The sequence below is a fragment of the Sulfitobacter sp. SBS6 genome (assembly GCF_048285585.1).
Lineage (GTDB): Bacteria > Pseudomonadota > Alphaproteobacteria > Rhodobacterales > Rhodobacteraceae > Sulfitobacter > Sulfitobacter pontiacus.
The window spans coordinates 1-12,619 of record NZ_JBLWBA010000003.1; the positions used below are offsets into that span (position 1 = coordinate 1).

At 56.8% G+C, this 12,619-nt stretch carries 9 protein-coding genes and 1 pseudogene; 3 read left to right on the plus strand and 7 right to left on the minus strand.

All coding sequences use genetic code 11. The annotated features are described in order from the left end of the window. The 3 genes and pseudogenes from istA to ACNQ62_RS00920 all read left to right on the plus strand — a co-directional run. Positions 1-1,309: IS21 family transposase (gene istA, locus ACNQ62_RS00910; protein ID WP_418093964.1), on the plus strand; the 1,309-nt coding region annotated here is incomplete at its 5' end. Continuing rightward, positions 1,299-2,090, plus strand: coding sequence for an IS21-like element helper ATPase IstB (istB, locus tag ACNQ62_RS00915; RefSeq protein WP_168592911.1), 792 nt, complete (start codon positions 1,299-1,301; stop codon positions 2,088-2,090). The genes istA and istB, both read left to right, overlap by 11 nt. Before the next feature lie 70 nt (positions 2,091-2,160). Then, positions 2,161-2,903: pseudogene (locus tag ACNQ62_RS00920) on the plus strand (transposase); the annotation flags it as partial. Positions 2,904-3,059: 156 nt separating this feature from the next. Here ACNQ62_RS00920 and tviB read toward each other — a convergent pair. From tviB to ACNQ62_RS00955, 7 genes are all read right to left on the minus strand, one after another. Next, positions 3,060-4,331 carry a Vi polysaccharide biosynthesis UDP-N-acetylglucosamine C-6 dehydrogenase TviB gene (gene tviB, locus ACNQ62_RS00925; protein ID WP_418093965.1) on the minus strand — a complete coding sequence of 424 codons (1,272 nt, stop codon included), beginning with the start codon at positions 4,329-4,331 and terminating at the stop codon, positions 3,060-3,062. 22 nt (positions 4,332-4,353) lie between these two features. Then, positions 4,354-5,364 (minus strand): NAD-dependent epimerase/dehydratase family protein, encoded by a 1,011-nt coding sequence (locus ACNQ62_RS00930; protein WP_418093966.1) that lies wholly within the window; start codon positions 5,362-5,364, stop codon positions 4,354-4,356. A 61-nt stretch (positions 5,365-5,425) separates the two neighbouring features. Beyond that, a complete protein-coding gene (rfbA, locus tag ACNQ62_RS00935) occupies positions 5,426-6,316 on the minus strand; it encodes a glucose-1-phosphate thymidylyltransferase RfbA (RefSeq protein WP_418093967.1) in 891 nt (296 codons plus the stop codon). 6 nt (positions 6,317-6,322) lie between these two features. Continuing rightward, positions 6,323-7,189: a dTDP-4-dehydrorhamnose reductase gene (gene rfbD / locus ACNQ62_RS00940; protein WP_418093968.1), complete on the minus strand. Its 867-nt coding sequence runs from the start codon at positions 7,187-7,189 to the stop codon at positions 6,323-6,325. Further along, positions 7,186-8,223: a dTDP-glucose 4,6-dehydratase gene (rfbB, locus tag ACNQ62_RS00945; RefSeq protein ID WP_418093969.1), complete on the minus strand. Its 1,038-nt coding sequence runs from the start codon at positions 8,221-8,223 to the stop codon at positions 7,186-7,188. Before rfbB ends, rfbD begins: the two co-directional genes overlap by 4 nt. Continuing rightward, entirely contained in the window at positions 8,224-8,796 is a 573-nt protein-coding gene (gene rfbC / locus ACNQ62_RS00950; protein WP_418093970.1) for a dTDP-4-dehydrorhamnose 3,5-epimerase, read from the minus strand. A 391-nt stretch (positions 8,797-9,187) separates the two neighbouring features. Beyond that, positions 9,188-12,610, minus strand: a complete 3,423-nt coding sequence (locus tag ACNQ62_RS00955) for a hypothetical protein (protein WP_418093971.1) — start codon at positions 12,608-12,610, stop codon at positions 9,188-9,190. Positions 12,611-12,619 lie beyond the last annotated feature (9 nt).

Sequence of the window (12,619 nt, forward strand, 5' to 3'; positions counted from 1 at the left end):
TGCGGATCTGGTTCAGCTCGGTTTTGATGGTTCATATGAGCGTGTCGCGGCCTTCGTGCGGAACTGGAAGGGCGAACGACAGCGTGCTCAACATACGACTGACCGTGGTGTTTTCGTGCCGTTGGTCTTTCAGCCAGGCGAGGCGTTCCAATTCGATTGGAGCGAGGACTGGGCCTATGTCGGGGGCGAGCGCCTCAAGCTTCAGGTCGCCCATATCAAGCTGTCACACAGCCGCGCATTTCTGGTCCGGGCCTATCGGCTGCAAACGCATGAGATGCTGTTCGATGCCCACTGGCATGGCTTTCGGATGTTTGAGGGTGTTCCGGGGCGTGGCGTCTATGACAACATGAAGACAGCCGTCGACCGGATTGGCGTCGGAAAGAAGCGCGATGTAAACGCACGGTTCCTTGCGATGACCAGCCATTATGTCTTTGACCCTGAGTTCTGCAATCCCGCGGCAGGGTGGGAGAAAGGTCAGGTTGAGAAGAATGTGCGCGACGCCCGCCATCACGCCAAACGCGTGCCTGCAGCACGACGGCTTTGGCAACTCATGCCCGCCTTTCCGAACCTCAATGCGCTGAATGAATGGCTGGAGGAGCGCTGCAAGCTTCTGTGGACCGAGACACCGCATGGCAGATTGCCTGGCAATATTGCGGATGTCTGGGACGCCGAGAAGGCCGCGCTGATGCCACTGCCCAAAATGTTTGACGGCTTTGTCGAGCAGAGCAAGCGGGTATCCCCCACTTGTCTGATAGCATTCGACCGTAATCGCTACTCAGTGCCTGCCAGCTTTGCGAACCGCCCTGTCAGTCTCCGCATCTATCCTGAACGGCTGGTCATCGTCGCCGAAGGCCATGTGGTCTGCACGCATGAGCGCATTATTGAACGCTCACACCGTCAGCCAGGGCGCGTTATTTATGACTGGCACCATTATCTGGCGGTGGTTCAACGCAAACCCGGCGCGCTGCGCAACGGGGCGCCCTTCGTTGAGATGCCAGAAGGGTTCCGGAAGCTGCAGGATCATATGTTGCGTAGGCCAGGTGGTGACCGCGAGATGGACGACGTCCTGTCCTTGGTGCTCCACCATGACGAACAGGCCGTGCTTTGCGCGGTGGAAATGGCGCTGGATGCGGGCGTGCCAACAAAAACCCATGTCTTGAACCTACTTCACAGGCTGGTGGATGGCGCACCGGTAGACCAGCCCGATGTGACCCCGCCTGCGGCCCTTTCTTTGAATAAAGAGCCCGAGGCCAATGTCGCACGATATGACGGGCTACGCACTACAGGAGGAACACGTCATGCGTCATGATCCCGCCGGCGCTGCCATCGTCATTATGATGCGCAGCCTGAAGATGCCGGGCATGGCACAGGCCGTGCAGGACCTGCATGAGCAGGGATCGCCCGCTTTCGATGCAGCGATCCCCATGTTGTCGCAGCTGCTTAAGGCCGAAATAGCTGAACGTGAGGTGCGCTCCATCGCCTACCACATGAAGGCAGCACGCTTTCCGGCATACAAAGACATCTCTGGCTTCGACTTTGGTGCCAGCGAAGTCCGTGAAGCTTTGGTCCGCCAACTTCACCGATGCGAGTTCATGGAGGCGGCTGAGAATGTAGTGCTGATCGGGGGCCCTGGAACGGGAAAATCACATGTCGCTACCGCCCTCGGCATTCAAGCAATCGAGCATCATCGCAAGCGTGTGCGCTTCTTCTCCACGGTCGAGTTGGTCAATGCGTTGGAGCAGGAAAAGGCCCAAGGCAAGGCAGGAAAGATCGCAGAGGTGCTGGTGAAAGCTGATTTGGTGATCCTCGATGAGCTCGGATATCTGCCGTTCAGCGCTTCCGGTGGCGCGTTGCTGTTCCACCTTCTGAGTAAACTCTACGAGCGCACCAGCGTCGTTATCACAACCAACCTGAGCTTTAGCGAATGGGCCAGCGTGTTCGGTGATGCCAAGATGACCACCGCGCTCCTCGACCGCCTCACACATCGTTGCCACATTCTCGAGACCGGCAACGACAGCTATCGGTTCAAGGCCAGCTCGACGACAGCCAAACAAAAACGAAAGGAGAAAGCGGCATTGACGCCATCATAAAGCAAAGAACATAACAACTGGGTGGGTCAAGTCTCGGTGAAAATGCCGGGTCAGTTCTCAGTGACAATCAACAGATGAGAAACGATATTTTGTCTCTGAATCATCGGTTTACCGCATCCTGAAAGCCGCTGATCTGATTACTGCGCCTGACTATGTGGTGATCAAGGCCGCCGATGAGTTCACGGACAAGACCACCGCCATCAACCGGACGGGGCAGACTGACTTTACCTACCTCAAGATCATTGGCTGGTGTTTGTATTACCTGTCCACCATCCTCGACGACTACAGCCGCTACATCGTCGCCTGAAAGCTCTGCACGAACATGCGGGCCGAGGATGTGACCAGCACGATCGCGCTGGCGCTTCAGGCAAGAGCTGCGACCAAGCCGTGGTCCGACACAAACCCCGTCTGCTCAGCGACAACGGCTTCTGCTATATATCTGGCGATCTGGCCACGTGGCTGACCGATCAGAAAATGGACCACGTTCGCGGAGCACCATTCCACCTACAAACCCAGGGCGAAATCGCCTCTCGTTCACTGCTACGCAGTACCCTGCCGGGCAGTGGAGCGCTGGCACCAGACCATCAAGAACCGTGTTCTGCCGGCAAATTACTACCTGCCCGGTGATCTCGAGCGACAGATCCGGGCCATCGTCGACTACTACAACAAACAGCGCTACCAAGAGAGCCTGAAGAACGTCACCCCGCCGACGTCTACTTTGAACGGGACAAAGCTATTCTGATAGAAAGTGAGAAGATAAAGAAACTGACGATCCGACAGCGCCGCTTGCAAAATCAAAAACAAGCCGCATAATCAATCACGCAACCGAACCCGAGCCTCCAATGTTCAAGCCGCTCTAATATCCCATTTTGTATGACGACACACATCCTGTCCTAAAAACTGGTACCACTTCATCGCTACGGATATGAACAGATTACCTGGACGTAAGCGGTGATAATCAATAGTATATCAAAGTCTTAGAGCCATTTCGCTTCGTGGCAGTATGCCCTTAACGTCGAAAACGACCGATTCACTTTTTTTATTTCTACGTATAGTATCACCCTGACCGAATACCTCATGGGCAACTGCCACAATTACCGCGTCATACACCTCGTCATCCGTTGTTTCGATTAGCTTTACGCCATATTCGCGCTTCGCTTCAGCCACATCAACCCACGGATCATACACGTCGACCTCAATACCATATACTTCAAGTTCAAGGATAATATCAATCACGCGTGTATTCCGTAGGTCCGGGCAGTTCTCCTTGAACGCTAGCCCCATAACCAAGGCTCGCGAACCTTTTACCGGTATATCACGAGCGATCATTTCGCGGACTGTGCGGCCAACGATGTAGCAACCCATGCCGTCGTTGATGCGGCGCCCGGCGAGGACGACTTCGGGGTGGTAGCCGACGGATTGAGCTTTTTGCGTCAGATAGTAGGGGTCTACGCCTATGCAGTGACCGCCGACGAGGCCGGGCCGGAAGGGAAGGAAGTTCCATTTGGTGCCTGCCGCGTCGAGCACATCTTGGGTGTCGATGTCGAGCTTGTTAAAGATCAGGGCGAGCTCGTTAACCAGCGCGATGTTTACATCGCGTTGGGTGTTTTCAATTACTTTCGCGGCTTCTGCGACCTTGATGGACGGCGCTTTGTGCGTACCCGCAGTGATGATCGAGGCATAGAGCGCATCAACCTTATCGGCAATTTTAGGGGTGGATCCGGAGGTAACTTTTACAATATTGGGCAGGCGGCGGGTTTTGTCCGCCGGGTTGATCCGCTCGGGTGAATAACCGGCGAAGAAGTCTTGGTTGAAAGTCAGACCGGAGGTTTTCTCCAGCACGGGTACACAGTCTTCTTCGGTGGCTCCGGGATAAACCGTGGATTCATAAATCACGATATCGCCGCGTTTTAGAACTTTGCCGATCGTTTCAGATGCTTTGAGTAGGGGGGTCAGATCGGGGCGTTTATGTTCATCGATTGGCGTCGGTACGGTAACGATAAATGTAGTACATTCCTTAATATCATCCAGCTGGTCAGTATACGAGAGATGCTCGGCGTCGGCCATCTCCGCAGCATCCACCTCAAGCGTACTGTCCTTGCCAGCCCGCAGTTCGGCGATGCGTGCGGTGTTTATATCAAAGCCGACGACTTTGCGATTCTTGCCAAATTCGACCGCCAAGGGCAGGCCAACATATCCCAAGCCGATCACGGCAATGGGAGCATCATTTAAGGTCGGCATCGCAAACTCCTAGTCCAAAAAACTACTTGGCGTAATAGTCGCGGAACCAAGCTACAAATTCCCGAATACCATCCTTGATATCGGTCTGTGGTTTGTAACCCGTAAGGGTCTTTAGCAGTTCCGCATTCGCCCAAGTCGCGGGCACATCGCCCATCTGCATTGGCATGTAGTTACGGATGGCCTTTTGACCAAGCTCTTCCTCGATCGCTTCTACGAAATCGAGCAAGCGCACTTTGTCAGAATTCCCGATGTTCACGATACGGTAGGGGGCCACGGGGGACAGGCTGTCGCCCTCGGGCACCTCGCGGTTATCGGGGCGGACAGGGGGCGTATCGATCAACAGACGGATGCCGCGGACCAGATCGGTTACATAGGTAAAGTCGCGGTACATATCGCCGTGGTTGTAGATATCGATGGGGCGCCCATCGAGGATCGCGTCGACGAATTTGAACAGCGCCAGATCCGGGCGTCCGAAGGGACCGTAGACGGTGAAGAAGCGGAACATTGTCGTTGGTAGATCCCACAGATGCGCATAGGAATGTGCCATCGACTCATTCGCCTTTTTCGTCGCGGCATAGAAGGTGAGGGCAGTATCAGCCTTATCCGCCTCGGCAAAAGGCATGGCTTCATTGGCACCATAGACCGAGGAGGTCGAAGCCATTAGCAAGTGGTCGACCTTCAAGCGTCGTGCGGCTTCCATCACGTTGAATGTACCGACAAGGTTGCTGTCGAGATAGGCACGCGGATTCTCGAGAGAATAGCGAACGCCCGCCTGACCCGCGAGGTGGACAATCGCATCTGGCGCAAAGTCATCGGTGACTCGCGTGATCAGACCATCGTCCTCAAGCATTCCTTCGGTCATTGAGAAATTCGGATTCTGCATCAACATCTGATGCCGACGCTGCTTCAGCTTAACGTCATAGTAATCCGTCATGCCATCAAAGCCATGAATGCGGAACCCTTCGTCAAGCAGAAGTTGTGCAAGGTGGAAACCGATGAAACCGGCAGTGCCAGTAATGAAAACTTTTCTCACGTTAGTGTCCAATACGATAAAAGTAATTTGTTTCGCGCGCGAAACACTTTGGGGCTGATGGCTATCTCAACGAACTATTTAGGTTACTTAAATAAACACCATATTCGTTTTTTTCAAATAGTTTGGCCCGCTTTGATAAGGCGTCTGCGTCGATCCAACCTAGACCAAACGCAATTTCTTCAGGGCTCCCCGTCTGCAGCCCCTGACGTGTCTCCAGAGTTCGCACAAAGTTCCCTGCATCCAGTAGGCTCCCGTGCGTCCCGGTGTCCAGCCAAGCATACCCACGCCCCATGCGCTGAACGTTCAGCGATCCGTCATACAAATATGTCTCGAGCAGCGTCGTGATCTCCAACTCTCCCCGCGCCGATGGTTTGACCGTCTTGGCGCGCTTGCTCGCAGTGTTGTCCAAAAAATACAGCCCCGTTACTGCATAATTCGACGGCGGCACTTTGGGTTTCTCGATAATCTGACGAGCCTGGCCATTCTCGTCAAAATCCACCACGCCATAGCGTTCCGGGTCGGACACGCGGTAGCCGAAGACAGTGCCGCCGGTGGTTTGTGCATCGGCTTGGGCGAGGATCTCGGGCAGGCCGTGGCCGAAGAAGATGTTATCGCCAAGCACCATCGCGGACGGCGCTTTGTCGAGAAACTCTTCCGCCAAGATGTAGGCCTGAGCCAGTCCATTGGGGCTGGGCTGCGTGACATAGCTCAGCGAAATGCCCCATTGGCTGCCGTCTCCTAAAGCCCGCTTGAATTGGTCAGCGTCTTGAGGCGTGGTGATGATCAGTATGTCCCGGATACCGCCCAGCATCAGCACGCTTAACGGATAGTAAATCATCGGCTTATCATAGATCGGCAGCAGCTGTTTCGACACGGCAATCGTGATTGGATAAAGCCGCGTGCCGGAGCCGCCGGCGAGGATTATACCTTTGCGTTTGGGCGTCTGGGTCATGGGAAATCAGTCCTTGGGAAAATCAAGTTTGAGCAAAATATGGGTGAGGCTTTCGTGCCAATCGGGGCGGGAAATGCCAAAGGCTGTTTCGGTCGCGCTACAGTCCAGCCGAGAGTTCAGCGGACGCTTTGCGGGGGTAGGGTAGTCGGACGACGGGATATCGGTGACAGCGCAGGGGATCTTGGCGGCGTCGAAAATCGCGCGTGCAAAATCCGCCCAGCTCGTGTCGGGCACGCCCGAGAAGTGGTATATGCCGGATTTTTCAGGCTCAGACACGAGAGTTTTAGCGATCTTTATACAGGCCGGTGCGATCTCAGCAGCGCCGGTAGGGCCGCCGATCTGGTCAGCAACGATGGTTAATGCTTCGCGTTCCGCCCCAAGGCGCAACATGGTTTTGACAAAATTATTGCCATGGGCCGACACAACCCAAGAGGTGCGCAACACGGCGTAGCGCCCGCCTGCCTTTACAATTTCGACCTCTCCGTCACGTTTGGTGCGGCCGTAGACGCTTCGCGGATCGGTAGGGTCGGCGGGCACCCACGGCGTGTAGCCCGCGCCTGAAAACACGTAATCGGTCGAGATAGAGACGAAAGGGATGTCGTGCACGGCGCAGGCGCGGGCCATGGCGGCGGGGGCATCGGCGTTGATAATCTGCGCCGTTTCCGCATCGCTTTCGGCCTTATCTACGGCGGTGTAGGCGGCGGCGTTGATCACAGCGTCAGGTGCATGGGCATTGATCGCCGCGGCGCAGGCGGCGGGGTCGGTTAAGTCCGCGTCGGCGCGGACGAGGGCGGTGATCTGGACGTCATCGCCGTCCAGCGCGCGCAGTTCCGTGGCGACCTGACCGCTGTGACCGAAGACGAGGATCTTCATGCCTTGCCCAATCGCTCGCCAACGCCCTGGCGATTTTGCAGCGCGCGCCACCAATCCTTATTCTCAAGATACCAATCCACGGTGCGGGCCAGCCCTTCTTCCACCGTGACCGAGGGGCACCAGCCAAGCTCTGTCCGGATACGTGTCGGGTCGATGGCATAGCGCTGGTCATGGCCGGGGCGGTCGGCGACGAAGGTGATCAGATCCGCATGCGGCGCGCCTTCGGGGTGGCGGTCGTCCAGCAGGGTGCAGATCATCTTGACCAGCTCAATATTGCTGACCTCGTTTTCACCCCCGATATTGTAGCTGCGGCCCAATTTCCCCTTGCTGAGTACGGTCAGCAGCGCATCGGCGTGGTCTTCGACAAACAGCCAGTCACGTACGTTAGCGCCATCACCGTAGACCGGAATGGGCTCTCCGGCGAGCGCTTTGAGGATGACGACGGGCACCAGTTTTTCGGGGAAGTGGTAGGGGCCATAGTTATTGCTGCAATTTGTAAGCACTATCGGCAGGCCATAGGTCTCGCCCCACGCGCGCACCAAGTGGTCGCTAGCCGCTTTTGAAGCAGAGTAAGGGCTGCGCGGGTCATAAGGCGTATCTTCGGTGAACTGCCCCGTCGGCCCGAGCGAGCCATAAACCTCATCAGTTGAGATATGGTGAAATCGGAAACCATCGGGCTTGCCAGCCCCTTGCCAATAGGCGCGCGCGGCCTCGAGCAACGTATAGGTGCCGGTGACATTGGTCTGAATAAACGCCCCCGGCCCGTCGATGGAACGGTCCACATGACTCTCGGCCGCGAGATGCATAACCGCGTCAGGCTGATGTGTATCAAAAATCCTGTCCAACGCTTCCCGATCACAAATATCCGCATACTCGAACGCATAAAGCGGGCTGTCCGCCACGCTCGCCACGTTATCAAGACAGGCCGCATAGGTCAGCGCGTCAAGATTCACCACACTATGCCCTTGGGCAATCGCCAGCCGCACTACAGCCGAGCCAATAAATCCCGCGCCGCCTGTTACCAATAGCTTCATTTATAGACCCTCAAATGTGAATGGACTGTTAAGGTCAGCCAAAGAGGGCGCATTTGCGTCCTTGTCCGACAAAACCGGCATCATATCTCCCAAACCCCAGTCAATTCCGACCGCAGAATCGTCCCAAGCGACGGCACCTTCGGTCTCCTGCGCATAATAATCCGAACATTTGTAGATAATTTCGGTCTCTGGCGCGCGTGTCACAAACCCATGCGCGAAGCCCGCCGGCACCAGCAATTGCTTGCCGTTCTCGAAGCTCAGCTCGACCCCGAACCACTGCCCATAGGTCGGCGACCCTTTGCGGATATCAACCGCCACGTCAAAAAGCGCACCGCGCCCGCAGCGTACCAGCTTGTCTTGCGCGTGGGGCGGAGCCTGAAAATGCAGCCCGCGAATGGTACCCTCAGTCATTGATAGGGAGTGATTGTCTTGCACGAATTGGGTTGTAATCCCGTGCCGGGCGAGGGCTTTGGCGCTGTAGCTCTCCGAGAAAAATCCCCGGTGATCGCCGAAGCGCGCAGGGGTGATGACGACGACGCCGGGGAGAGAGGTTTGTTCTACAGAAACGGACAAAAAATGCCCCTATAATTAGGATTATGTTAATTAATCTATAGTGCTGGGAGTTACTCTCGGCTATCATCAATATGTCGTAGCCGCGAACCGTATACTACGCTTATATTTAAGAGTTATCGCAACGCTGTATTCACTGATGCACTCATCATAAAATTGGCCACACTTAAGCAGCGGTATGAAGATAATAGCCACCGCCGCCCTCCAAGAGCTTGCCGCCGGTGAAGTGCTTTCGGTTCAACTGGGTGACATTGGAACGGTACCTTCAGCTGCGGCACCAAACTTTGCGGCATCACGAAGTAGTAAAGTCAGCGGCCATTGTCGATAGTTGGACAACTGATCCAAGCGGGCCTAGCCGTGGGTTTGAACCGCAGCCAAATCCGATCTGCGTGCATCAAAACTTAGCGATGAAGTTCAGAAACACTCCTTCATCGTCGTAGGTCAGATCGCTTAGGTCGTCAGAGAAGCTACCACTATTGTAGCCAAGGCCTAGCTTTACGTTTGATCCAAGATGTCGGTAGATCGCGCCAACGAAAGAAGTTTCTGCTAATCCTGCATCTTGCGCCTCAAGGTGCCGACCTTCAATCAGCAGATCCCATTTATGGGTAAGATGGTAACGCGCGTTTAATACCCCAAGGAAAGCGTCGTTGTCCGCTAATGCGATAGTATCGTCGGGCGCGGATTGCCCCCAGCGTCCACCGACCTTGCCGCCGATTGTCCACGAGGTGTTATAATCGTAGTCGGCATCGAGCGACAGGATATGACTAATTTGCCGTGGACCACGCCCGTCACCTCCATCGATCTCTTGGCCGACGGTGTCCTTCAGGTAGCGATACTTGAACAGAAGGTTCAGCCGATCGTGGAGTATTGGCCGATATGCGTAGCCAACCTGCGTATCTATATATTTGCCCGACACAAAAGAACCACTTTCAGCGTCAATATCCGCATAATCGATCGAGAAGACGAGCCTATGCGCCTCGGTAAGGTCATAACGTGCGCTGCCTACGAACAAAAACGCATCCTGATCGCGGCTTGTGTCAAGGCTATCGCCCCGGTCGCGGCGGAATTCCGCGCGAGCCCTCCAACTCAGCGCACCCTCATCAGTGTAGCGCGCGCCGAGCGAGAGTGCCTTTCGGTCGAGATCTCCGTCGATATTTTCTACAGTACCGAAATCGTAGCTGGCAGACAGCGTCAGAGCGTCTGTGGAGCGATATTCAACTCCATAGGTGCTTGTCAACGCGCGGTAGGAGCCAAAAAGATCATAAGTATTTTCGGCATAGATATCGACGTCTTGGTGTAGTCGTCGTTTGCCGCCGGCGACATACTGACCCCGGTCGCGCCCCGTCGGCGTGGCACCGGTGATCTCCCGGCCAGGGTCCAGACGATAACCCAGATATACACTGTCGTATTCACCGGAGCTGTATTCCAACTGCGCCGCCCCTGCGACGCCGAGCGAACCGTCCGACAGCTCACCGGTGAATGTCCAGTTCTCGGCAAAGCCGTAACTTAGCCCTGCGCCTAGCCTGTCATTTTTTTCAAGCTCGCCTGAGCGCCCCAGCGTGGTCTGACCAAAGACATACCACGAAAAATCTGCGTTCTCTACAAGCGTCGCGCGGACCGCGGCATCGGTTCGGCTACCGGTCTTGTTAGTCGCGCTCAATGGGTCCTCGCGTGTCAGATGCTCAATCCCGAAATCTAGTTTTACCCGCTTGGAGACGACATAGCTCAGTTCGGCACCGCCCTCGCGCTTGCGGCGACCGTCGTCATTCTCAAAACTGTCGAAATAGAAGCGGTACGTCAGCCGCTCCGACGGCTCCGCGCTGAACGAAATGCCCCACAGCTCTTCGTCAGCTGTGGTCTGATAGTCAAGCGTCGAAAACCCCTGATCACGTGTTTCGTAGTAGGCGGCGAACGTGCCGGGCGTCTGCAAACCCACATCGGCGAAATCAAGCTGCATCCGCGCGGCGTAACCTTCGCCGGTGCCATCCGCTACGCCCGCTGTGGGGCGGTTGTCGATGATCAGCCCGCCATCGGTCGAAAAGCTCGAGGCAAAGCCCGGCCCTTCGGTTTCGGCATATTCGAGGCTAAGGAAACTGCGTTCGCTCAACTCCCACAGCAAGTCCACCGATTGCGCAGTCTGATCTGCAATGTCTGTCTGCTCAACGAGCCCGGTATAGCCCATCCGAAGGTTATCTGTGATCCATCCATGCGCACGACCGCCATAGCTCATACCGTCCACATCGCCCGCCACGGGTGTATATTCGTAGTTCACCACGAGCACTACGTCATAGGCCCCGCCGGGATCTGTAACCACCGTCCCCTGCCCCACGCTGCCGTTCAGCGGCGCGTTCAGGACCACCGAGCCTTGCAGGTAATTGACGCGGTAATCGCGCCCCGCCACGAGACTACGGCTTTCGACCACCCGTCCCGTGTCGCGATCGCGGATGTCGACGCTAACCACCTCGCTATCGACGGCAATATCCTGACGTTGTAGGAAATAGACCGACCCGCCGGTGCCTAGGAAACTGTCTCGCCCCGGCAGCTGCTCGGGGTTGGCGGCATAGGCTTCGAGCGTCAGCCGCGATTGCCCGCGCGAGGTCGTCTTAGGGCTGCGGTAAAGCCCTTGCGCGCCGTACAGCGTGCGTTCGTTGCGAAGGTAGTACCCGCCACCTACGCTGGCGACATAGTTACCCCACATGATGTGGCTACCGTTCCGTTCCGCGCGCAGGTAGAATTTGCCATCGGTCGGCGCGCCTTCCTCGAAGGTGCTGTCATCGCCGTAAGTGGGATAGGCGTTCTCGCGCGCCAGTCGGATCAGCACGTCCTGCGGATCTTTCTCGTCGAGATCGCGAAACAGGTCCGAAAGATCATCCTCGCCCGTATCGATAGAGCCGGTCAGCACCCAGCCCGATTGCGTCTTGCCCTTTGCATAGCCCGCGATGCGTCCGTAGCTGTAGCTGCGGTCAAGCGTGCCATCCGCATCATCAAACCGCCGTCCATAGGTCAGATCTACAATGGCGGTCGAGAACCACTCCGCGCGCGGGATCAGAATGTCACGTTCAATGTAGGTGTTCTCACCTGCGCCGCTGACCTGCACGGCCACCGCCTGATCGCCAGCGGGCAAAATGCGCTGCATCACAAAGTTGCCGCTTGCGTCGGGGCGCACCCGCTCGCCCAGCGTATCGATGAAGGCGCCTTGGCGTACGCCGCTGCCGGACACGGTCACTGCCCCGCCATAGACCGGAATGCGCCGGATGCCGCCGAGATCGACGCCGCGTTCCTCATCCGCAAAATCGCCTTCGGCGGCCGTTGCGGATGCAAGCGGCAGGGGCCGCGTTTCGTCAAAGCGGCCGTTGGCGTCATAGACGCGGTAGGTCATCACCAGCGCCTCGCCCTCTGGCACCCGCAGGCTCGCCTTGCCATTGGCGGTAATGGGCGCGGTGGCCAGAACCCGTTCGCCCCCCCGCGCGGCCACGTCGATGATGCGGATTTCACCGCGCTCGACATAGGCGGGATAGTTCATTTCGCTGCGCACCGTCAGCGTATCGCCCGCGCGCGGCGGCGCTGCGTTGGTAATCAGCACGGCAAGGCGTGGGCGCACTTCGAGCCCGTCGAACTGCACACGCAGCTTCGCCCGCTCCAGCTGTCGGTCGGCACGCGCCCGGGGCGTGGACAGACGCGGGTCCCCCGCGACTGCCTGACCGTCGATAGCGATTCTGAAACCCGCATCCTCCTGCGCGCCCGCCGCCGAGCCAAGGGCAAGCGAAGAGACCGTGGCGAGGGCAATTGCCCGTGTTCGTGTTGTTCTAGCGATCATCGTCATCAT

Bases quoted from the DNA above. Each gene is read 5' to 3' on its own strand.
- istB (WP_168592911.1), top strand. From the start codon at position 1,299: ATGCGTCATGATCCCGCCGGCGCTGCCATCGTCATTATGATGCGCAGC.
- tviB (WP_418093965.1), bottom strand. From the start codon at position 4,331: ATGCCGACCTTAAATGATGCTCCCATTGCCGTGATCGGCTTGGGATAT.
- rfbA (WP_418093967.1), bottom strand. From the start codon at position 6,316: ATGACCCAGACGCCCAAACGCAAAGGTATAATCCTCGCCGGCGGCTCC.
- rfbD (WP_418093968.1), bottom strand. From the start codon at position 7,189: ATGAAGATCCTCGTCTTCGGTCACAGCGGTCAGGTCGCCACGGAACTG.
- rfbB (WP_418093969.1), bottom strand. From the start codon at position 8,223: ATGAAGCTATTGGTAACAGGCGGCGCGGGATTTATTGGCTCGGCTGTA.
- ACNQ62_RS00955 (WP_418093971.1), bottom strand. From the start codon at position 12,610: ATGATCGCTAGAACAACACGAACACGGGCAATTGCCCTCGCCACGGTC.